Here is a 21,759-nt window from a genome sequence, read left to right on the forward strand (position 1 = left end):
ATCCACTACCGAATGATACCAACTTCCGCCCCATTGCGCTTGATTCTTGCATCGAGTTCAAGCTACCGCAAGGAACTGCTGCAACGCCTGCGCCTGCCTTTCGAGGTGGCCGTGCCCGATCTCGACGAAAGCCCGCTGCCAGGCGAAAGCCCCAGCGCCACGGCCCTGCGCCTGGCCCAGGCCAAGGCACAAGCCGTGCTCGACCGCTATCCTGGCAGCCTCGTCATCGGTTCCGACCAGGTCGCCACCCTCGATGGCGCGCAGATCGGCAAGCCGGGCAACCATGCGCGTGCCTTGCTTCAACTGCAAACCATGCGCGGGCGCCAGACCGTCTTCCACACGGCCCTGTGCCTGCTCGATGGCCGCCAGAGTCCTCCCGTGGCGCAAGTGGAAGACGTGCAGACCCTCGTCACCGTGCGCGACTTGCCCGACGCCGAACTGGACGCCTATCTGCGCATCGAACAGCCGTATGACTGCGCCGGCAGCGCCAAGAACGAGGGACTGGGCATCGCCCTGCTCGAACGCATAGCCACCAACGACCCGACCGCCCTCACCGGCTTGCCGCTGATCGCCCTCACCGGCATGCTACGCAAGGCTGGCGTGACGTTTTTTATATTTTAATCACCCTGGGGTCAGACCCGACGAAAGAGTGCGTTCCAGTGGAGCGCACTCCGATCCCGAAGGGACTGACCCCGGCCAATACAAAGCTAACAAGATGACCGGCACCCTGTACCTGATCCCCAACCACCTCGGCCTGTCCGACAGCCCGGCCGACCCGCTGGCCCATATCATTCCCGAACAAGTAAGGCAGATCACGTCCCAGCTCGATTATTTCGTCGCGGAAAACGCCAAGACGGCGCGCGCCTTTTTAAAGCTGATCGGCAACCAGCATCCGCTGGCCAAGCCCTTGCAGGAAATCACCATTTCCGAACTCAACGTGAATACCCCGGCGCAAGCGCTGGCCGGCTTGCTGGCGCCGCTGCTGGCGGGCCGCGACGCGGGCCTGGTGTCGGAAGCGGGCGTGCCCGCCGTGGCCGATCCCGGCGCCGACCTGGTGCGCCTGGCGCATCAGCACGCTATCCGCGTGCGTCCGCTGGTGGGGCCGTCGTCGATCCTGCTGGCCGTGATGGCCAGCGGCCTGAACGGCCAGAGCTTTGCCTTCAACGGCTACCTGCCCACGGACGCGGCCCTGCGCGCCAAGCGCATCAAGGAACTGGAAAGCCGTTCGCGCAATGAAAAGCAGACCCAGCTGTTCATCGAGACGCCGTACCGCAACGCCGCCATGCTCGAAGCCCTCGTGGCGCAATGCGCACCATCGACCCTGATCTGCGTCGCCACCGACCTGAGCCTGGACACGGAAAGCGTGCAGACATGGAATGGCGGACAGTGGAAGAAACAATTGGCCGCCGGCAAGGCACCCGACTTCCACAAGAAGCCCACCGTGTTCCTGTTGCTGGGACAGTAAACGACAAACGCCACGGAAATATTTGCCGTGGCGTTTATTTACTTTGCTCAACTACGATAGTTACGACACCTGACAAAACCGTAGCGAGCGGAAGGGAGAGGTGGCTAAGAAGCGCAACCGTACTCTAGTACGGTGAGCATCGCAGGCCGCCTATACCGACGCGCAGTAGGTTTGGTCAGGTGTCTTCAGACTCGACGGGTGCCCGTGTTCTTTTGTCCGCCTTTGCCCGTCTCCAGCACGAACTTGGCGCCATCGTCGCGGCCCAGCACTTTTACCAGATACGGCATGACTTCGCGCAGCATCGGCTCGAGCGTGTATGGCGGGTTCAAAATGAACATGCCGCTGCTGTGCAGGCCGAAGCCGTCCGGCGACGGCGTGTTCACCGTCAGGGTCACGTGCAGCCAGTCCGAGCTGGGCAACTGCTTGAGCTTGTCGGCGAACTGGCGCGATTCCATGCGTTGCAGCACCGGGTACCAGACGGCGTAGATGCCCGACGGGAAGCGCACGAGCGCGTCGGCCAGGGTGTCCTTGACCTTGCGGTAATCCATCTTGTCTTCGTACGGCGGGTCGATCAGCACCAGCGCGCGGCGCGATGGCGGCGGCAGCAGGGCTTTCAGGCTCTGGAAGCCGTCCGCCTTGGTGATGATGACGCGCTTGCCGCGCACGGTCGGACGCTCGCCCTGGGCCAGCGCATGCGCCTCGACCTTGCGGAAATTGTCGGCCAGAATCTTGGCATCGGCGGGATGCAGCTCGAACAGGCGCAGACGGTCTTGCTCGCGGCTGACCTTGTCGGCGCAGTACGGCGAACCCGGGTAGTAGCGCATCTTGCCGCTCGGATTCATCTCCTTGATCAGCTTCATGTACTCGGCCAGCGAGGCCGGCAGGTCCGTGCGATCCCACAGGGGCGCGATACCCGTTTCGTACTCGGCATTTTTCGAGGCATAGCCGCCGTCGAGCGCATACACGCCCGCGCCGGAGTGGGTATCGATATAACTATAGGCGGTATCTTTTTGATTCAGGTACTGCAACAACTGAATCTGCACATAATGCTTCAACACATCGGCGTGATTACCCGCGTGAAAAGCGTGGCGGTAACTCAACATAAGCTGGCTAATTCCATAATAAAAATAAACAAAGGCGGGAGCGCTGACACCGGGCAGGGCATGAAAACAGACTGGAGGAGTCAGGCTGCGGGGCCAGGAAACAGCATGGCCCAGCGTAATCAGCGCGCAATTACCAGCATTATCCACTAGAAAGGTGAGTTACATCAAAAAACCCGGCTAAACAAGCTCATGCATTCTTGGGACTGGCGTGGCCGGGCGCGGTAGAATACGCGCATCGGGCGCCTGGCGCCCAGCAGCCTAGAATACAGAAACCATGCACAGCCTGACCCTCACTACCGATAACCGCGGCGACGTCGCGGCAGCCCTGGCCGGCCCGCGCTGGACGGTGGCCTGCCTGTGCGCGCTATGGTGCGGCACGTGCGGCACCTACCGCGCCACGTTCGAGGAACTGGCCGCGCGCCACCCGGACACGGTCTTCGTCTGGATCGACATCGAAGACCAGGCCGACGTGGTGGGCGACCTCGATATCGAAAACTTCCCCACCCTGCTGATCCAGCATGACGACGATGTCGCCTTCTTCGGCACCGTACTGCCCGACGGCGGCCTGGCGCACCGCATGCTGCAGGCGCAGCAGGCGCTCAGCGCCGCGGAACTGGCGGCGCTGTCGGCCAGCACGCAGGAGCGGCGCGACTGGCAGCGCGACTGCAACTTGCGCAGCATGCTGGCCGCCACCTTGGCTTGATGTAGTTACCCCAGCCGCAGCGGCAGGCTGCGCAGCCTTTTCCCCGTCAGGATGAACACGGCATTGGCCACGGCCGGCGCGATCGGCGGCGTGCCCGGCTCGCCCACGCCTTCCGGATGTTCGGCGCTGGCGATGATGATGGTCTCGACCAGCGGCTCCTGCCCCATGCGCAGCACCGGATAGTCGTGGAAATTGCCCTGCAGGGCCTTGCCCTCCTTGAAGGTGATCTCGCCGCCCAGCGCCGCCGACAGGCCGAACAGCACGGCCGACTCCATCTGCTGGGCGATGATGTTCGGATTGACGGCGATGCCGCAATCGATGGCGCACACCACGCGCCGCACGCGGATTTCACCGTTTTCCACGGCCACCTGCGCCACCTGCGCCACGATGCTGCCGAACGACTGGTGCAAGGCCACCCCATGCGCATGGCCGGGCGGCGCGCTGCCCGCCCTGGCAACCGCCGCATCGAGCACGGCCAGGTGGCGCGGATGCCGCGCCAGCATGCCACGGCGGAAGGCGACACCATCGCGCCCCGCCGCATGCGCCAGTTCGTCGATGAAGCTTTCCTTGAAAAACGCGTTGTGCGAATGTCCCACGGAACGCCAGTAGCCGATCGGCACGGCACTGTCCGCGATCACGTGGGCGATGCGCTGGTTGGCGATTTCGTAGGGCATGTCGAATTCGCCTTCGGCCGTGGTCTTGTCCGGCCCCGCGCCAGGCAAGCCGAAATTGCGCTGCAAGAACTGGTGCGTGATGGAGCCGCTGACGGATTTGTTGTCCCAGGAAGCGATGCCGCCCTGCGCATCGAGGCGGGCGGAAAAACGCGCCAGCGCGGCGGGACGGTACATATCGTGCTGGGTATCCTGCTCGCGCGTCCACACCAGCTGCACCGGCGCGCCATCGCATTGCAGCGCGATGGCCACGGCTTGCGCGATCATGTCCACTTCCAGGCGGCGGCCAAAACCGCCACCCAGCAGCAGTACCTCGATGACGACGTCCTTCGCATCGACGCCAGCCACTTTCGCCGCCACGTCGACGGCGATGCCGGGTGCCTGCGTCGACACCCACAGCATCACCTTGCCATTTTTCACCTGCGCGGTGCAGTTGACGGGTTCCATGGCGGCGTGCGCGAGGAAGGGTGCGCGGTATTCGGCGCTCACCTGGCGCAAGCCCTGCACGTCCTTGCTTTCCACCTCGCCGCTGGCGTGGTAGGCATAACCTGCCTCGCTATCGAGCAGGCGGGCAAACTCCGCGTAGACGCCGGCGCTGGACAAATTCGATTGCGGGCCGGCCCGCCATTGTGTCGGCAAGGCGGCCGCCGCCTGTTTCGCGCGCCACCAGGTGTCGGCCACCACGGCCGCACATGACACACTGCGCTGCGCCAGCCGCGGCGTCAGGTCGATGACCTTTTTCACGCCGGGCATGGCCAGCACGGGCGCCGCGTCGAACGCGGCGAGGGTATCGCCCAGGCGCGGCGGCAGATGCAGGGCCGCGTACAGCATGCCGGGCGGACGCGCGTCGATGCCGAAGCGCGCGCTGCCATTGACTTTCGACGGCGTGTCGCGGCGTGGCGCCGGCTGGCCGATCAATTTGAAATCCTTCGGCGCTTTCAGCACCGGCGTGCCCGGATCGATGGCGGCGGCGCGCTGCGCCAGGCTGCCATAGCTGGCACGCCGGCCGTCCGGGTGCAGCACTTCGCCATTTTCCGTGCGGCACTGCGCGGCCGGCAACTGCCACAACGCGGCAGCAGCCCCCACCAGCATGGCGCGGGCGGACGCTCCCGCCTCGCGCATGGGCCCCCAGCCATCCTTCACGCTCGACGAGCCGCCCGTGACGATGACGCCCAGTTCGCGCGCCGCCTTGGCCACCGTCCATTGGGCCAGCGCTTTGACGCGGCCCCGGTCGTCCGGATGGAAGGGCAAGCCATCGGCAAGCATGGCGACATTGCCGAAGATCTTGTCCATCGGCGCCTGGATCAGCTTCACCTTGCTCAAAGCCACGTCGAGTTCCTCGGCCACCAGCATCGGCAGGGCCGTGTGCACGCCCTGCCCCATCTCGCTGCGCGGCATGGCCAGCGTGACAGTGCCGTCCGTAGCGATGGCCAGCCAGCCATTCAAGGCCACGGCGCCATCGGTCACGGGAAACGGTGCGCTGCCATTCAGGCGCTGGCGCGGCGGCAGCACGCCCCAGCCCAGCACCAGGGCGCCCACGCCGGCCACGCCCAGGCCCAGGCCTCCGAGCAGGAAACGGCGACGCGACGTGTTTTTTTCTCCAGCCATGGCATACCTTTAATTAGTTGACGGTGGATCCAGCGGATCGATCCAGCGCTCCAGCATATCCTGTGCCAGCACCGGCCGGCTATAAAAATAACCCTGCGCCAGCTTGCAGCCGTGGCGCAGCAGGAACGCCGCCTGCTCTTCCGTCTCCACGCCTTCGGCGATCACGGACAATTGCATGCTCTTGCCCAGCTGGATGATGGCAATGGCGATGGCTTCATCATTGACGTCGGTCGAGATATCCTTGATGAAGGAGCGGTCGATCTTCAGGGTCTGCACGGGCAGCTGCTTCAGGTACGCCAGCGAGGAATAGCCGGTGCCGAAATCGTCGATGGCCAGGCCCACGCCGATGGCGTGCAGGTCGTTGATGAAACCGAGCGCGTCGCCCGTGTTCATGATCACCGATTCCGTCACTTCCAGCTGCAGCCGCTGCGGCTCGAGTCCCGTTTCCTGCAGGATGTCGGCCACCATGCCGGCGATGCTGCCCCGTTCGAACTGTTTCACGGACAGGTTCACGGCCATCTTCGGCACGCGCAAGCCCTGCGCCTGCCAGCGCATCATCTGGCGGCAGGCTTCGTCGAGCACCCATTTCCCCAGCTGGTTGATGAAGCCGCTGTCCTCGGCCAGCGGAATGAAGCGCGCCGGCGGCACCAGCCCCAGTTCCGGGTGGTTCCAGCGCACCAGCGCCTCGACGCCCACCAGGCGGCCCGTGTCGATTTCCACCTGCGGCTGGTAATTGAGGAAAATCTCGTGCTTCTCGATCGAGCGGCGCAAAAAGGTTTCCAGGCGCAGGCGCTCGACACCCTCGCCCGTCATCGACGGCGCATAGAAACGGTAGCCATTGCGCCCGCGCGCCTTGGCCTGGTACATGGCCACGTCGGCATTGCGGATCAGCATGTTCAAGTCCAGCGCATCATCCGGATACAGGCTGATGCCCACGCTGCAGGTGACGAACAATTCATGGCCGGCCACCGTGAACGGCTGCTCGAACATGGTCACCAGCTTTTCCGCCACCTGGGTCGCGCCATATTCGCCATCGATGCGTTCAAGCAGCACGATGAATTCGTCGCCGCCCAGGCGCGCCAGGGTATCGCCTTCGCGCAGGCGCGCCGTCAGCTGGCCCGCCACCTTTTGCAGCAATTCGTCGCCCACGTGGTGGCCCAGGGTATCGTTGACGTTCTTGAAGCGGTCCAGGTCGATGAACAGCACGGCCAGCTGCTCGTCGTCGCGCGCGGCGCGCAGCAGCGCATGCTGCAAGCGGTCGTGGAACAGCAGCCGGTTCGGCAGCGCCGTCAGCGGATCGTGGTGCGCCATGTGGTCGAGCTTTTCCTGCGACTCCTTGATCAGGGTGATGTCGCTGAACACGCCCACGTAGTGCGTGGTGGTCGCATGCGTGTCGCGCACGGCGCTGATGGTCAGCCACTCCAGGTACAGCTCGCCATTCTTGCGCTGATGCCAGATCTCGCCGCGCCAGAAACCGCTGGCCTTGAGCTCATCCCACATGGCCTGGTAGAACCCCGCGTCGTGGCGCGCCGAACGCGTCAGCGAAGAATGCCGGCCTACCGCTTCGGCCTCGGTATAGCCGGTGATCTGCGTGAAGGCGGGATTGACGGTGACGATGATGCCGTGCGCGTCGACCACCATCACGCCATCGGCGATGTGCTCGAGCACGGTGGCCGACAGGCGCAGCTTTTCCTCGGCTTCCTTGCGCGCCGTGATGTCGGCGTACACCCAGATGCTGCCTTCATTGGGCCGCTGCGGATCAAGCGCGCAGCCGCTGACGAGAGCCCAGAACAGGCTGCCGTCGCGGCGCTGGTACTGGCGCTCCTCGCTGAAGTCGCCGCCGGCCGCCAGGGCCGGATACTGGCGCTCGCCCGCCTCCTCGAAATCGTAGGAACTGGTAAACACGATGGCCGTCGACTTGCCCATCATCTGGCCCGGATCGTAGCCGAACAGGTCTTCGCAGCGGCGGTTGACGGAAATGATGCGGCGGTGGCGCACGAACATCACGCCGAACATCACGTTGTCGAGAATGGCGCTCTGCTCGGTCAGCAGCGCTTCGATGCGCATTTCGTGGTGCTTGCGCTGGCTGATGTCGGCGATGATGCCGTCGACCCAGGTCACGCCCTGCTCGCCCGCCTGCGGCTGGCCATTCTCGGCCACCCAGCGTTCGGTGCCGAAGGAGTCGATGATGCGGTACTCGAGCGCATACGGCTGCACCTCCAGGACGGCCTGCTTGACGGCGCGGCGGTGCGCGCGGCGGTCTTCTGGGCAGATCAGGTCGACCCAGGCATGCGTGCTGCCGCGCATGAACTGGCGCGCCGAGTAGCCGGCGATTTCCTCGATCGCATCGCTGACGAAATCGATGGGGCCGTCGGGCCGGTAGCGGAAGACGGCGCCCGGCACTTGCGTGACGATGGTGCGGAAGCGCTCCTCGCGCTGGCCCACATCCTCGAACAGCTGGCGGATGGCCGCGCGCATCTGTTCGAGCTGGGCGGCCAGGCGTCCCAGTTCGTCGTGGCTGCCCGACACCAGGCGCGTATCGAAATCGCCATGCGACAGGCGGTCGGAAAAGCGCATCAGGCGGCGCAGCGGTTTCAGCAGGCGGCGGTTCAGGAACAGCACGATCAGCGCCATCGAGATGGCCAGTTGCGCGCCCAGCACGAAAATATACGACACCTGTTTTTCGCGCAACTCCTGCTGGCTGCGCGCATCGTCCATCTCCACCACCACGTGGCCGATGCGTTCACCGCGCACGAGGATATCGCGCTCGGCGCGGTACAGATTGCCCACCGGGCGCTGCGGCGCCTGCAGGCTGATGAATTCCGTGTCGCCCTGCCCCACCACCTTGACCAGCAGCACGGCACGGTCGCGCATCACCGATTCGACCAGCGAATGGGCCGATTCCGCATTCATGTTCCACAGCGATTCCTGCATGCCCAGCGCCAGGATGTCGACATTGCGCTGCAGGGCCTCGTTCAGGCTGGTGCGCGCCGACTGGCGTTCGTGCACGCCCACCAGCAAATAGCTGCCGATGATGGCGGGCAGGACCAGGCCGCCAAACACCACCAGCAGCAGGGCGCCATAGATCGACGAGCCATACAGGGCGCTCAGGCTGGCACGCAGGCGTTGATAGAGGGAATTAGACATGCAGGGACAGGGCAACAGGGACCAGGCGAGCGCTCATCGAACTTTACGGGGGAATCAGGGTGGACGGGGCGGGAAGAAACTTTTTCAGAAGCAATTATGCATGGAAAAAGCAGGGTAAGTCACCAATAAACACACGCCGGCAGCTACCTCATGTCATATAGACAGGGCCGAAAAACCACACGTTCCATGGCACAGCCGGCCAGCGCCAGCAGAAAAGCGCGCGGCTTGCTATCATCGCGCCACTTCACCTAGAGGAACCACCATGACCTTCTCCATCTATTCCGCATCGATCCCCGTCTTCAAACAAATCCTGGGCAGCCTGGCCGCCATCCTGGACAAGGCGGAAACGCACGTGCAAGACAAGAAAATCGACCCGAACGCCCTGCTGCAATTCCGCTTGTTCCCGGACATGCTGCCGTTCGTGCGCCAGATCCAGATCGCCACCGACTTCGCCAAGGGCTGCGGCGCGCGTCTGGCCGGCGTGGCCGTGCCGCCCTATGAGGATAGCGAGCAGAGCTTTGCCGAACTGAAAGCGCGCATCGTAAAAACCATCGCCTTCCTGGAAAGCCTGCCGCAAGCGGACATCGACGGCAGCGAAACGCGCGCCATCACCACCGGCAGCGGCGAAAAGACCAAGCACTTCACGGGCCAGACCTATCTGTTCCACTACGCGCTGCCGCACTTCTTCTTCCACGCGACGACGGCCTACGACATCCTGCGCCACAACGGCATCGAAGTCGGCAAGAAGGATTTTATCGGCAGCTATTAATAGTTGACGCCAATAGTACCGGGGTCAGACCCTCAATACCGCTCACACAAAAGTCATCGCTGACATGTGAGGGGGTCTGACCCCAGCAGTTGCAGTCGGGTTAAATCAAGTATTCCTGCGCGGATACCCCTGCGCCAGAATACGCACCCACACCACTTCCTTCTCCTCATCCGTCATCGACACCCAGTGGGCCACTTCCACCACGGTACGGCCGCAGCCGCGGCAGATTTCATCGAAGGTGGTCGAGCATACGGCCACGCAGGGCGTATCGGGACGCGGCGGCAATTCCTTGTCCGCCATCAGGATGCCTTCGGCAAGCCGAGTTGTTGCCAGCCTTCGATGCCCAGCTTTTCCAGGGTGGCGATATTCTTGTCGAAGATCTCGGACGCTTCCGGGAAAGCCTCGACGGCGCGCTCGATGCTGTCTTCGCGCAGCAGATGCAAGGTCGGGTACGGCGAACGGTTGGTGTAGTTGCTGATGTCGTCTTCGAACGTTTCGGCAAACTGGTAGTGCGGGTGGAAACTGGCCACCTGCAGCTCGCCGGCCAGGTGCATGTCTTCCACTGCCGCGTCGGCCACATCGAGGAACTCGTTGTAGTCGAGGAAATCGTTCAGGGTGTACGGGTGGATCAGCAGGGTCGTGTCGATCTGCTCGGGGTCCGTGTCGGCGAGGATTTGCAGCTCGTCCATCAGCAGCGCCAATAAATCTTCCGGATTGCTCGATTCGCACACCACGTAGCGGATCTGCTTCTTGACGTGCACGGCCTTGGCGAACGGGCACAGGTTCAGGCCGATCACGGCCTTTTCCAGCCAGGCAACGGTATTGGCGATGATGACGGCGTTGTCGTCGTCGTGACGCGGCGGGGTGTTCATATGCATGACTCTCTATCAATAAGGCAGCCGGCATCTGGATGGCCGGCCAAAGCCAAATTGTACGCACTTTTGCGCAGCCTCATGCCCGGCGCCTGCCAGGCTTGCGCCAGGGTCGGCGCCATCTATGCTATAACAGCGGCCGAACCGCGCATCCGGCAAATTAAATTTGTAATAATTGCACTATTAGCGAATGGAAACATCGCTATTGCCGCCTATGTGCCGTCATCATGCTGACATAATTCTTGACTCCGGCATGTGGATATACGTACACTCGCACCTTAATCATGGGTCTGTCCGATGTTTCTCCGACGACAACAATGGAACACTATGCACGAAAACTCCTTTAAATCTACCGTCCTGGCGGCGTTGGCCCTGGCGCTTGCGCCCGCCCTCAGCCAGGCGTACGAAGCCGGTGTTGAGAGCGATAACGCGCCAGTCGCCGCCGCCACGCCTGCCCTGATCCCGATGACCGCCCAGGTCACGGCGAAACTCCCCACCCTCGATAACCGCCTGCAAAAGACCGACCGTCTGCTGAAAAACCTCAGCGACAGTTCCGATCCGCTGCGCGAAGCCGACGTCTGGGGCCGCATCCGCAGCGGCTATGCGATTCCCGACATCAACAACCAGCTGGTGGCCAACCACGTCAACTGGTATGCCACCCGCCCCGACTACATCGCCCGCACGACGGCGCGCGCCTCGCGCTATATTTTCCACGTGGTGCAGGAACTGGAAAAGCGCGGCATGCCGACGGAACTGGCCTTGCTGCCATTCATCGAGTCCGCCTTCAACCCGCAAGCGTTCTCCAGCGCCAATGCGGCCGGCATGTGGCAATTCGTGCCCGCCACGGGACGCGATTTCAACCTCAAGCAAAACATGTTCAAGGACGAGCGCCGCGGCGTGCTGGCCTCGACCGATGCGGCATTGACGTACCTGCAGCGCCTGTATGACATGTTTGGCGACTGGCAACTGGCGCTGGCCGCCTACAACTGGGGCGAAGGCTCGGTGCAGCGCGCCATCAAGAAAAACCAGGCGCTGGGCAAGCCCACCGATTTCGAAAGCCTGGCCGACCTGATGCCGGCCGAAACGCGCAACTACGTGCCGAAACTGCAAGCCGTCAAGAACATCATCGCCAATCCGGCCCAATTCGGCCTGACACTGCCGGTGGTCGACAACCAGCCGTATTTCACGGCCATCGACAAGACCAGCGACATCGACATCACCGTTGCCGCCCAGCTGGCCGAGCTGTCGATGGATGAATTCAAGGCCTTGAATCCGCAATTTAACCGCCCTGTCATCATCGGCGGCGAAAAGACCAAGATTTTGCTGCCACAGGAAAACGCCGCCAAGTTCACCACCAACCTGGCGCAATGGGGTCATGCCTTGTCGAGCTGGACCACGCACAAGATCACCAACGCGCGTGAACGCATCGAAACCCTGGCGTCGAAATTCGGCACCACGGCCGACGTGCTGCGCCAGGCCAACAACATTCCCCAGCGCACCCGTTTGCGCGCCGGCTCCACCATTCTCGTGCCGAAAACCTCGGCCACGATGAACAAGGACATCACCCAGGAAATCGCCGACAGCGCCACCATGCTGCTGGAAGCGGACCGTCCGGAACGGGCCGCCAAGGCCGTGCGCCGCGTCGCCAAGGGCGGCAAGGTACAGGCAGCACCCATTTCGCTGGTAAAACCGCGCATCCAGCGCGGCGGTGGCAGCAATCGCGCCAAGGCCCGTCACTGATCGCCTGATCCATATAGATCCACCTCACCGGCCGCCACAGCTTTGCTGTCGCGGCCGGTTGCACATCCGCCTTACCCGCCCACCTACCCAGACAGGAGTCGTCATGGCTTTCCTACAAGGCAAAAAAATCCTCATCACGGGCTTGCTGTCGAACCGCTCCATCGCCTACGGCATCGCCAAGGCCTGCCACCGCGAAGGCGCCACCCTGGCCTTTACCTATGTGGGCGAGCGCTTCAAGGAGCGCATCACGGAATTCGCGGCGGAATTTGGCAGTGAACTGGTGTTTGACTGCGACGTGTCCAGCGACGAGCAGATCAGCGCCGTCTTCAGCGACCTGGCGCAGCACTGGGAGCAGCTCGATGGCCTGGTGCACGCCATCGGCTTCGCCCCGCGCGAAGCCATCGCCGGCGACTTCCTCGACGGCCTGTCACGCGACAGTTTCCGCATCGCCCACGATATTTCCGCCTACAGCTTTCCCGCCATGGCCAAGGCCGCCCTGCCCCTGCTGCACCCGGGCGCTTCGGTGCTGACCCTGACCTACCTGGGCGCCGTGCGCGCCGTGCCCTATTACAACACCATGGGCCTGGCCAAGGCCTCGCTGGAAGCGTCCGTGCGCTACCTGGCCGAATCGCTGGGTCCGCGCGGCATCCGCGCCAACGGCATTTCCGCCGGTCCCATCAAGACCCTGGCCGCCTCCGGCATCAAGGATTTCAGCAAGCTGCTGGGCTTCGTGGCCGAGCACGCCCCGCTGCGACGCAACGTCACCATCGAGGAAGTGGGCAACACGGCCGCCTTCTTGCTGTCCGACCTGGCGTCCGGCATCACGGGCGAGATTACCTACGTCGATGGGGGCTTTTCGCAAGTGATGGCGGTGAATCCCGAAGTAGAGTGAGCCAATGATGGCCGATTATCTTGCGGTTGTCACTTGACAACCGCAAGATATCGACCTACCTTGCACCCATAGCATGGTGCTCCTCGCCCCCGAAGAAAAACATCAAAGCGGCGCTGCGTTACGCAGAAAGCCAGGGCTGGCGCGTGGAGACAGGCGGCAGCCCTGCTGGGGAAAGATGCATTGCCCCTGCAACGATGACGGCTGCCGCTGCGGCGAGTTCTGCATCGCCTGCATCTGGAGCACGCCGAAAAATCCCGGCAATCACGCCCTGACCCGGCAAAACATGCACAAGCTGATGCACAAGCACCGCCACAGTTTTCCCGCGCCCGTGCACGAAGGCAGCGCCACCATCTGGCACCTGGCCGATGTGCTGTCATGGCTGCACGCCAGGGGCAACTATCAGCTGGAACGCAGCTGATCGAACTGGCGCAGGCGAGGCGGCAAATCAACCACGCCAGGAAGCGGCGCAGGCAGCGCCAATTCCGGCCGATATCGTGGCCATGCTCGGCGCCTGACGCAACGCATGCACGTGCTGAAAACTACGTATCTTTACTGATTTCACATAGGAAACATACGAAAAACGTGGTAGGACTTTCGTTTCTTCCCATTTAGACAGTGCAAAACGGCGGCAAATACGGTATAGTGTCGTTGTGCGCTGCAATATGTTCCCTTGAAGCGATGGCAACACCGCAGTTAGATGCACTACAAACTTAGCAGCTTCGCAAGCCTTAGCACATCCACAGGATGTCGCTTATAAAGCCCTCCCGCCTTGTGTGTCGCACCTGACACCGTCCCGGCGCAAAGCTTTTGTGCCGAAATTTCTTTCTAGTTGAGTCATTTCGTTTTGGTTGGCGTTGCTATTTTGCGTTCTGCTTTTTGCAAGAACGCTGATTTTTACGAAAGAAAAGAATGACATTTGAATCCTTAGGCCTGCATCCGTCCATCATCGCCGCTCTGACCGAATCGGGCTACACCGCGCCAACCGCGGTACAGTCGCAAGCGATTCCAGCCGCGATCGAAGGCCGTGACCTGCTGGTCTCGTCGCAGACCGGTTCGGGCAAGACCGCGGCTTTCATGCTGCCGTCGCTGCACAAACTGGCCAGCGCCGAACAAAGCGCCGCCGGCAAGACGCCAAACCAGGAAATGCAAGCATCGCGCGCCCGTGGCGAGCGTCCACGCTTCAAGGCTGCCCAGCCAAAAATGCTGGTGCTGACGCCGACGCGTGAACTGGCCCTGCAAGTGACCACGAATACCGACAAGTACAGCACCGGCATCCGCCGCATCAAGGCTGTGTCGATTCTGGGCGGCATGCCTTATCCTAAACAGATGCAATTGCTGGCCAAGAATCCCGAGATTCTGGTCGCCACCCCTGGCCGTCTGATCGACCACATGGATTCGGGCAAGATCGACTTCTCGCAACTGGAAATCCTGGTGCTGGACGAAGCCGACCGCATGCTGGACATGGGTTTCATCGACGACATCGAAAAAATCGTCGAAGCGACGCCGGAAGGCCGTCAAACCATGCTGTTCTCGGCAACGCTGGACGGCGTGGTCGGCAACATGGCCCGCCGCATCACGAAAAATCCGCTGGTCATCCAGGTGGCAAGCTCGAGCAACAAGCATGAAAACATCACCCAGCGCGTGCACTTCGTCGACGATCTGTCGCACAAGAATCGCCTGCTGGACCACCTGCTGCGCGACGAAACCCTGGACCAGGCTGTTGTGTTCACCGCCACCAAGCGTGACGCCGACACCATCGCCGACCGCCTGAACATCGCCGGTTTCTCGGCTGCCGCCTTGCACGGCGACATGCATCAGGGCGCGCGTAACCGCACCCTGGACGGCATGCGTCGCGGCCAGGTCAAGGTGCTGGTTGCCACCGACGTTGCCGCCCGCGGTATCGACGTGCCAACGATCACCCACGTGTTCAACTACGATCTGCCGAAGTTCCCGGAAGACTACGTCCATCGCATCGGCCGTACCGGCCGCGCTGGCCGCAACGGCCTGGCCATCTCGCTGGTGAACCACGCTGAAGGCATGAACGTCAAGCGTATCGAACGTTTCACCAAGCAATTGATCCCGGTCAATGTCATCGAAGGTTTCGAGCCTAAGAAAACGGCATCGGCTCCCCGTTCGAGCGCCCGTCCAGGCGGCTGGAAACCAGGCGACAACCGTGGCGGCGCGAAGCCGGGCCAACGCACGTTCAGCAAGCCGGGCGCACCACGCAAAGACGGCGCGCCAAGCACCGGCGGCGGCTACAAGGGTTCCAACCCGCGCAGCACCGACGGCGCACGCCGCAGCTACGGCGACCGTTAATCACGGTTTGACCTTGCCTCACGGCATGCAATGAAAAACGGCCACCAGATCACTCTGGTGGCCGTTTTTTTATGCCCGTCACGCTTATTTCTTCGACACTTTCTGGCGCGACAGCTTGCGCAGCTTGGCCTGCTCGAAGCGCGCGTGCTGCTCCGGCGTTTCCAGCACCAAAGGCGGCACGGCTACCGGCTTGCGGTTGGCGTCCACCGCCACCATGGTGAAGTAGCAGCTGTTGGCGTGGCGCACGAGACGCTGCTGGATGTTCTCCGTCACCACGCGGATACCCACTTCCATCGATGTCGTGCCCGTGTAGTTGATCGACGCCAGGAACGTCACCAGCTCGCCCACGTGGATCGGCTGCAGGAACATCACCTGGTCCACCGACAGGGTCACCACGTAGCTGCCCGAGTAGCGGCTGGCGCAGGCATAGGCGACGCTGTCGAGATATTTCAAGATGGTGCCGCCGTGCACGTTACCGGAAAAGTTGGCCATATCGGGCGTCATCAGGACCGTCATCGTCAGTTCGTGGGCCGACCAGTTCATCGCGCTGTCCAAAGTGTTCTCCAAGAGGGAAATAAGAAAAAGGGTGGGGATGTGAAAACCGGCCCCAGGGGCCGGTTGCAGGGACAGGCTGTTACAGTCCCAGGGTGTCGATATCGGCCAGCGAGTCGCGGCCCTTGTCGGAAATGTCGTGTCCCTCGCCTTCGGCGCGCGCCACGATGTGGGCTTTCTTGCCCAGGAAATAGGCCACGTCCGACTCCAGCTTGGTCAGCGGGTCGGCGGCCACGGCGCGCAAGCCCATGATGCAGCGGCGCAGGAACAGCATCTGCTGCGCCTTCTCGGTGATGGACAGGCGGCCATCGCGCGCGTAGCTGAGCAGCTTCAGGCCGGACAGGCGCTTGGCATTGCGGGCAACGCAAGCGCTCGGGCGCTCGGTCTTGATGCCGCGTGCAACTTGCTCCAGCGCGTCATATTCATCGGTTGTTAATTTCTCGTTCTTCATTACTTTTCCATAAAAGGCCAGGTGTTCGGCCCCCATGGTACGCGCCCCGCTGCGCATCGGCAACAGGCAACGTCATTCAGTCGCCGCCGGCCCTGCGCACGGCGCGCTGAAAAGGCGCGCGCAGCGCGCTTATTTGTAGCTGCGCAGCAGCAGCCACGCCAGGCCGCAGCCGGCCACGGCGCCTGCCAGCGCCAGCGCCACCAGGTTTTTGCTGGTAATCACAGGGCGGCGGCCCAGATAAATTTTGTTATGCAAGGAATTGCCCATGATGGTCTCCTGTACAAGAATTTTTATGATGTCTCATTATAAGAACAGAATCGTGACAGCCGCATGACACTCAGCGCTTAGTCTTTGATTTGTATCCAAGGGGCAACATTTATTGGCTTTTTTGTTGTTTAAATGGCGTGGCAATCCCGTCGCCCGCGCATTCCATTTCTAATCGGAAATAAAGTGCGCGCGCGGCCTGGCAGCACGCCTGCCGTTCAACCCCTTCAAGCCATCTTGACGGGCGGCGGTGGCGGCGTCGGTTCCTCGACGGGCACGGGATCGATGTGTGGCGGCGGTTCGGCCGGCGGAATGCGCGGATCGCCTTCCGGCGGTGGCGGCATATCGGGTTCTGGCGTGCTGTGCGCACGCAACGGGGCATGACGGGACTGTAGCGGCATGGTGACCTCCTTTGCCGCCACTTTAGCCGATGCGGGGAAAGCCTGGCGCCCGCAAGTACAGGGAACCAAATGCGCCGACCGCACTCCAACCCTGCATACAGCGGGCGAACGCCGTCCATCATCGCCGACCACGCAAGACTCCAAAGACTCCATCCAATGGCGCGCACCAGCATTCTTTTCATGGCCGAGGCAGTGACCCTGGCGCACGTCGGCCGCCCCCTGAGCCTGGCGCTTGGCTTGCCGGGAGATCAGTACGACATCCATTTCGCCTGCGCCGATGGCTATGACTTTTGCTTCAAGCAAACACCATTCCACCGCTGGCGCATCAACAGTCTGTCAACGCAGCAATTCCTGCAAGCGCTGGCCAGCGGCAAGCCCCTGTACACGGAAAGCACTTTGCAAGCGTATGTGGAAGACGACTTGCGCCTGCTCGAGGCCGTCAAGCCCGATCTCGTGATCGGCGACTTCCGCCTGTCGCTGTCGGTCAGCGCGCGCCTGCGGCAGATCCCGTATATCACCGTCAGCAACGCCTACTGGAGCCCGTACGTGCGCCAGCATTACACGGTACCCAGGCTGCCCCTGACGGGGGTCTTGCCCATCTGGCTGGCCAATCCCCTGTTCCGCCTGATCCGCCCGCTGGCCTTTGCGACGCACGCCGTGCCGCTGAACCGCGTGCGCCGTCGCCACGGCCTGCCATCGCTGGGAAGCGACCTGCGCCGAACCTATACGGATGCGGACCGTACCCTGTACGCGGATATCCCGCAGCTGTTCCCGCCGCACGCCATGCCGCCCACGCACGACTACCTGGGTGCCGTCATCTGGGCGCCGCCCGTCGACCTGCCGCCCTGGTGGCAGCGGGCCGAGCTGAGCAGCGGCAGGCCCATCATCTATGTCACCCTGGGCAGTTCCGGCCAGGGTACGCTGCTGCCGCGCGTACTGCGCGCGCTGGCGCCCCTGCCCGTCACCGTGCTGGCGGCCACGGCCGGCACCATCCGCATCGATGCCGTGCCGCCGAATGCCTTTGTCGCCCCCTTCCTGCCCGGTGACGCGGCTGCCCGGCGCGCCAGCCTGGTCATCTGCAACGGCGGCAGCCCCACCAGCCAGCAGGCGCTGACGGCAGGTGTGCCGGTGATCGGCATCGCCGGCAACCTCGACCAGTTTCTCAACATGCACGGCATCGTGGCGGCCGGCGCCGGCCAGCTGCTGCGCGCCGACCGCTTCCAGGAAACCGCCCTGCGCCATGCCGCCACGCGCCTGCTGGACGATGGCCCAGCCCGCCTGGCGGCACGCCAACTGGCCACCGCCTTCCGCGACTTTCTTCCGGCACAGCGCCTGCACGCCCACATGCAAGCCCTGCTGGCCACGACGCCACAAGACGGCCAGCCCTGAGAAAAGTCGGCATTTCTTACAGCGCCCCAGGCAACACCTGCATTACGTCAACAAAAGTACGCCAAGTGCTTGATTTATAAGCCACCTCGTGTCTTGGCATGGAAGTCGCTTAAGTCTGGCCATGAGCACCTGCCCACAGGGCTCAGGCAAGACTTCCTGTCCCACTCAACCACGAGGTAAGCAAAATGAAACTGTCTCATTTAAAACTGATCCCGGCGGCTGCGGCGCTGGCCATGCTGTGCGCGGCCGGTAGCGCACAGGCGGGCGCCTACGGCTATTCCTACAACAACATCTTCGGCCTGGTGATCGCCGTACCAACGGGCCAGATCACGGTGGCCAACAGCACCACCATTTCGCGCAGCACGGCCACCCTGAACGGCGTCAGCGTCATCCAGGGTGGCTCCGGTTCGCTGGACGCGCCGCGCGCCAACGTCGGCGCCGTCACCAAGGGCCAGAACGATTTCACGCAACAGGGCCCTTCGGGCGACTACTCGCGTGGCGATGCGCAGATCGTCAGCACGCAATTCCCCTCGTTTCCTGCCGGCTCCACTTCCACGCAGGTCGTGAACGTGGCCGAAGCCCACCTCGACGGCCCGGCAGGCACGGCCGATGCATCCGGGCGCAACGGCTCGACCACGGGCTTTTCCGTCGATTTCATCGTCGGCTCGCCCACGGCCACCCTGAGCTTTGACTTCCTCGCCTCGCCATTCATGCAAGTCTTCCTGCAAAGCACAGTCGGCCAGCTGTCCACCGCGACGGCCAACCTGGTGGTCACCTTCACCATCACGGATGCAGCGGGCCTGACGGTGTTCAACTGGGCCCCCGATGGCGTGCTCGGCTCCATCTTCGGTGGCACGGAAAATGCCGATGGCGCCAACCTGAACACCAGCCTGGCCACCAACTTCCTGACGCGCGGCAATCTGTTCACCTACGATCCTTCCGGCTGCGGCACGCCCACGGGTACCGGTGTCGGCACGGCGTGCGGCAGCAACTTCAGCTCCGTCAGCAATGCCTTGACGGCCGGTAACTACACCTTGACCCTGAACGCGGTGGAAAGCGTGGATCTGGTGAAACAGGCGGCCACGCCCGAGCCAGGCACCCTGGCACTGCTGGGCCTGGGTCTGGCAGGTCTCGGCTATGCCCGCCGCCGGAAAGTCAATGGCTGAACCATGCAACAGGGGGTATTCACAGGCGAGGGGCATCTCCTCGCCTTTTTTATGCTGACGCTGTCGGTTTTCCTTACAGCGGGCCGGCATCCGCCACCACGCGGTACCGCCGCCGTCCGGCCAGGAGACGAGGATTTTTCATGACGCATTTTTCTTGTACACGATTAACAAGGGCCATGCTGGCCCTGCTGTTGCTGGGGAGCTGCGGCACTGCCGGCGCCGCCGCGTATGGCTATGCCTATACCAGTGTCTTCGGCTTGGTCATCAGCAATCCCACGGGTTCCACCACCTTGCTGAGTAACATCGATTTGTCGCGCACCACGGCCACCCTCAATGGCAGCAGCGTCATCCACGGCGGCGCCAACGAGATCGATGCAGCGCAAGCGACGCGGGGCGCCGTCAGCAAGGGACAAAATGATTTCACGCAGCAAGGCATGGGCAACGCCTCGTTTGCACGCGGCGACGCGCAGATCGTCACTTCGCAAATCCCGCCCTTCCCGCCCGGCTCGACCAGCACGCATACGGTGAATGCGGCGGAAACTTTTTTGACGGGCGGCGGCAGCGCCGATGCCGCCGGACGCAACGGTTCCACCACGGCCATGGCCGTCAACTTTGTCGTCGGCGAACCGGGCGCGACCCTGGCCTTCGGGTTCCAGGCCCTGCCCTTCATGCAGCTGTACCTGGACGCCACGGCAGGCACGGGCTCGGCGGCCAGTACCTCCCTGGCGCTGACCTTCAGCATCATCGACGAAGGCGGACAGATCGTCTTCAACTGGGCGCCCGACGGCAGCCTCGGCTCGGGCATCCTGGGCGGCAGCGAACTGGCCGATGACGCCAACCTGAACACTGGCTACGCGCAAACGCCGCTGACCAGCGGCAGCATGTTTACCTACGATCCCAGCGGCTGCGGCACGCCCACCGGCACGGGCATCGGCACCACGTGCGGCGGCCAGTATGGCGCCGTCACCGATAACCTGGTGGCGGGCAACTACACTCTGGTATTGAACATGCTTAACAGTTCCGAACTGGCTTACGTGCCCACCGCCGTGCCAGTGCCGCTGCCGGGCACCCTGCTGCTGCTGGCGCTGGGCCTGGCCATGCTGACCCTGACGCAGCGCCGCCGCTGACGTGCCGCGGCGCCGTTGCCGCCAGTTATTGCGGCGTGGCCGGCGCCACCAGCAAGTCTTGCAGGGGCCGGCGCAGCGAGCGCGCCTGCGGCGCCGGTCCCGCGCCCAGGCGGCCGAGAAACACGGCCCGGTCAAACGCCGTGGCCCCCAGCACGGCCTGGCATTGCACCGCCAGTTCCTGCGCCAGTTCCTGCATGCCATCGGTGCGTGAAAAAGTGCGCCGCTCGCGTACATAGCGGGCAAAGATCAGCGGCGTCAGCTCCGGCTGCATTTGCAGGCCCAGCTGCGTGGCCGTCAGCCAGAAGCGCTGCATGGCGCGCCCCGCCGCCACGTAGTCGTCCGTACTGCGCGGCGGCGCATCGGCCAGCAAGACAAAATGCGCGGCGCAATAGAGACCGGGCAGCAAGTCCATCTGCAGCCGGGGTGCCACGGTTCCCGCCAGCCAGGTATTGAAGAAATCCACGCGGCGCCAGCTTTGCATGACCCAGCGCATCAGCCGCGCCGTCATGGGATCGACGCCCAAGGCTTGGTCCGGGATACGGTCGGCGCTGAAGCGCGCCCCCCACTCGATCACGTCGCGGTGCACCTTGTGCGCTTCAGGCATGGTCAGGCGCAGGCGCGCGTTGTCGAACATCAGGCGGGCGCAGGCCAGGCGCGCGCGCCAGCCCTCGAACCACTGCACGCTGTAGCCTGGCGGCAAACACGCGGCCAGCGCGGCTTTTTCGCTGGCGCGCAGGCTGCGCGTACTGAGCCGGCGCCGCTGCACGCTGCGGCGCGGCAAGAAAGCCGCCAGCGCATCGGGCGGCATGCCGGGGCTGTCGATGAGGTGCACGTCAAACGTGGGCAAGGTCTCGGGCATGGCCGTGCGCCGCCGCGCTTCCATGCGCAAGCCGTGGCCGCTGGCCGCCAGCGCCATGCTTTCCAGCAAAGCGCCCAGCGACAGCTGGCTGGGGTGGCCGTCCAGGTCATACACGCAATGGCTGCGCGTATCAAAACCATGCACGACCACATGGCGCGGCGCGATGATTTCAAAACGCCACGGCTGCGTGTTGTCGCCGCTGGGAGCCCAGCGCGCCTGCTCAAGGATATTCTCCAGCACGGGATCGATCTGCATGGACTGCGC

General features: G+C 63.3%; 20 protein-coding genes and 1 pseudogene. 11 read left to right on the forward strand and 10 right to left on the reverse strand.

The window, feature by feature from the left end; translation table 11 throughout:
• Nucleotides 1–12: 12 nt before the first annotated feature.
• Together ACQ4WR_RS13720 and ACQ4WR_RS13725 are read left to right on the forward strand one after the other, a co-directional pair.
• On the forward strand, nucleotides 13–621 hold the full coding sequence (locus tag ACQ4WR_RS13720) for a Maf-like protein (RefSeq protein WP_436487863.1): 609 nt from the start codon (nucleotides 13–15) through the stop codon (nucleotides 619–621).
• A gap of 94 nt (nucleotides 622–715) precedes the next feature.
• Nucleotides 716–1,465: an SAM-dependent methyltransferase gene (locus ACQ4WR_RS13725; RefSeq protein WP_436487865.1), complete on the forward strand. Its 750-nt coding sequence runs from the start codon at nucleotides 716–718 to the stop codon at nucleotides 1,463–1,465.
• 185 nt (nucleotides 1,466–1,650) lie between these two features.
• Here ACQ4WR_RS13725 and ACQ4WR_RS13730 read toward each other — a convergent pair whose 3' ends face one another.
• Nucleotides 1,651–2,568, reverse strand: coding sequence for a 23S rRNA (adenine(2030)-N(6))-methyltransferase RlmJ (locus ACQ4WR_RS13730; protein ID WP_102294934.1), 918 nt, complete (start codon nucleotides 2,566–2,568; stop codon nucleotides 1,651–1,653).
• 274 nt (nucleotides 2,569–2,842) lie between these two features.
• Here ACQ4WR_RS13730 and ACQ4WR_RS13735 point away from each other — a divergent pair, with 274 nt between their 5' ends.
• Entirely contained in the window at nucleotides 2,843–3,271 is a 429-nt protein-coding gene (locus ACQ4WR_RS13735) for a thioredoxin family protein (protein ID WP_102294935.1), read from the forward strand.
• A gap of 5 nt (nucleotides 3,272–3,276) precedes the next feature.
• On the opposite strand, the gene ACQ4WR_RS13740 is transcribed toward ACQ4WR_RS13735, so the two are convergent.
• The gene (locus tag ACQ4WR_RS13740) at nucleotides 3,277–5,550 is read right to left on the reverse strand and encodes a xanthine dehydrogenase family protein molybdopterin-binding subunit (RefSeq protein WP_436487867.1); all 2,274 of its coding nucleotides are present in this window, start codon (nucleotides 5,548–5,550) and stop codon (nucleotides 3,277–3,279) included.
• A gap of 9 nt (nucleotides 5,551–5,559) precedes the next feature.
• Nucleotides 5,560–8,697 (reverse strand): EAL domain-containing protein, encoded by a 3,138-nt coding sequence (locus ACQ4WR_RS13745; protein ID WP_436487869.1) that lies wholly within the window; start codon nucleotides 8,695–8,697, stop codon nucleotides 5,560–5,562.
• A 262-nt stretch (nucleotides 8,698–8,959) separates the two neighbouring features.
• Here ACQ4WR_RS13745 and ACQ4WR_RS13750 point away from each other — a divergent pair, with 262 nt between their 5' ends.
• The gene (locus tag ACQ4WR_RS13750) at nucleotides 8,960–9,466 is read left to right on the forward strand and encodes a DUF1993 domain-containing protein (protein WP_102294939.1); all 507 of its coding nucleotides are present in this window, start codon (nucleotides 8,960–8,962) and stop codon (nucleotides 9,464–9,466) included.
• Between the two features lie 105 nt (nucleotides 9,467–9,571).
• Here ACQ4WR_RS13750 and ACQ4WR_RS13755 read toward each other — a convergent pair whose 3' ends face one another.
• Both ACQ4WR_RS13755 and ACQ4WR_RS13760 read right to left on the reverse strand, forming a co-directional pair.
• Nucleotides 9,572–9,766 carry a DUF1289 domain-containing protein gene (locus ACQ4WR_RS13755; protein ID WP_034749680.1) on the reverse strand — a complete coding sequence of 65 codons (195 nt, stop codon included), beginning with the start codon at nucleotides 9,764–9,766 and terminating at the stop codon, nucleotides 9,572–9,574.
• Entirely contained in the window at nucleotides 9,766–10,344 is a 579-nt protein-coding gene (locus ACQ4WR_RS13760; protein WP_374755246.1) for a DUF1415 domain-containing protein, read from the reverse strand. The genes ACQ4WR_RS13755 and ACQ4WR_RS13760 overlap by 1 nt, the downstream gene beginning before the upstream one ends.
• 321 nt (nucleotides 10,345–10,665) lie before the next feature.
• Between ACQ4WR_RS13760 and ACQ4WR_RS13765 the strand changes: the two genes are divergently transcribed.
• The 4 genes and pseudogenes from ACQ4WR_RS13765 (at nucleotide 10,666) to ACQ4WR_RS13780 (ending at nucleotide 15,286) form a co-directional block, all read left to right on the forward strand.
• A complete protein-coding gene (locus ACQ4WR_RS13765) occupies nucleotides 10,666–12,078 on the forward strand; it encodes a transglycosylase SLT domain-containing protein (RefSeq protein ID WP_102294942.1) in 1,413 nt (470 codons plus the stop codon).
• Nucleotides 12,079–12,181: 103 nt separating this feature from the next.
• On the forward strand, nucleotides 12,182–12,970 hold the full coding sequence (gene fabI / locus ACQ4WR_RS13770) for an enoyl-ACP reductase FabI (protein WP_436487872.1): 789 nt from the start codon (nucleotides 12,182–12,184) through the stop codon (nucleotides 12,968–12,970).
• A 68-nt stretch (nucleotides 12,971–13,038) separates the two neighbouring features.
• Nucleotides 13,039–13,238, forward strand: a pseudogene (locus tag ACQ4WR_RS13775) (hypothetical protein); the annotation flags it as partial.
• Between the two features lie 641 nt (nucleotides 13,239–13,879).
• Nucleotides 13,880–15,286 (forward strand): DEAD/DEAH box helicase, encoded by a 1,407-nt coding sequence (locus tag ACQ4WR_RS13780; RefSeq protein WP_077406752.1) that lies wholly within the window; start codon nucleotides 13,880–13,882, stop codon nucleotides 15,284–15,286.
• A gap of 84 nt (nucleotides 15,287–15,370) precedes the next feature.
• On the opposite strand, the gene ACQ4WR_RS13785 is transcribed toward ACQ4WR_RS13780, so the two are convergent.
• From ACQ4WR_RS13785 to ACQ4WR_RS13800, 4 genes are all read right to left on the reverse strand, one after another.
• Entirely contained in the window at nucleotides 15,371–15,829 is a 459-nt protein-coding gene (locus ACQ4WR_RS13785) for an acyl-CoA thioesterase (protein ID WP_034750191.1), read from the reverse strand.
• 91 nt (nucleotides 15,830–15,920) lie between these two features.
• Nucleotides 15,921–16,289 carry a hypothetical protein gene (locus tag ACQ4WR_RS13790; protein ID WP_102294946.1) on the reverse strand — a complete coding sequence of 123 codons (369 nt, stop codon included), beginning with the start codon at nucleotides 16,287–16,289 and terminating at the stop codon, nucleotides 15,921–15,923.
• Between the two features lie 129 nt (nucleotides 16,290–16,418).
• Entirely contained in the window at nucleotides 16,419–16,556 is a 138-nt protein-coding gene (locus ACQ4WR_RS13795) for a hypothetical protein (protein WP_180979422.1), read from the reverse strand.
• A gap of 224 nt (nucleotides 16,557–16,780) precedes the next feature.
• Nucleotides 16,781–16,954, reverse strand: a complete 174-nt coding sequence (locus ACQ4WR_RS13800; RefSeq protein ID WP_180979423.1) for a hypothetical protein — start codon at nucleotides 16,952–16,954, stop codon at nucleotides 16,781–16,783.
• A 180-nt stretch (nucleotides 16,955–17,134) separates the two neighbouring features.
• Here ACQ4WR_RS13800 and ACQ4WR_RS13805 point away from each other — a divergent pair, with 180 nt between their 5' ends.
• The 3 genes from ACQ4WR_RS13805 to ACQ4WR_RS13815 all read left to right on the forward strand — a co-directional run bounded on the left by ACQ4WR_RS13805 (nucleotide 17,135) and on the right by ACQ4WR_RS13815 (nucleotide 20,636).
• Entirely contained in the window at nucleotides 17,135–18,343 is a 1,209-nt protein-coding gene (locus ACQ4WR_RS13805; protein WP_436487875.1) for a glycosyltransferase, read from the forward strand.
• 185 nt (nucleotides 18,344–18,528) lie between these two features.
• Nucleotides 18,529–19,509, forward strand: a complete 981-nt coding sequence (locus tag ACQ4WR_RS13810) for an EDSAP-1 family PEP-CTERM protein (RefSeq protein WP_102294950.1) — start codon at nucleotides 18,529–18,531, stop codon at nucleotides 19,507–19,509.
• 140 nt (nucleotides 19,510–19,649) lie between these two features.
• A complete protein-coding gene (locus ACQ4WR_RS13815; protein ID WP_436487877.1) occupies nucleotides 19,650–20,636 on the forward strand; it encodes an EDSAP-1 family PEP-CTERM protein in 987 nt (328 codons plus the stop codon).
• A 25-nt stretch (nucleotides 20,637–20,661) separates the two neighbouring features.
• On the opposite strand, the gene ACQ4WR_RS13820 is transcribed toward ACQ4WR_RS13815, so the two are convergent.
• Entirely contained in the window at nucleotides 20,662–21,750 is a 1,089-nt protein-coding gene (locus ACQ4WR_RS13820; protein ID WP_436487879.1) for a nitroreductase family protein, read from the reverse strand.
• Between the last annotated feature and the right edge of the window lie 9 nt (nucleotides 21,751–21,759).

This window comes from Janthinobacterium amylolyticum (assembly GCF_051380655.1).
In the GTDB taxonomy this organism is placed as follows: domain Bacteria; phylum Pseudomonadota; class Gammaproteobacteria; order Burkholderiales; family Burkholderiaceae_D; genus Janthinobacterium.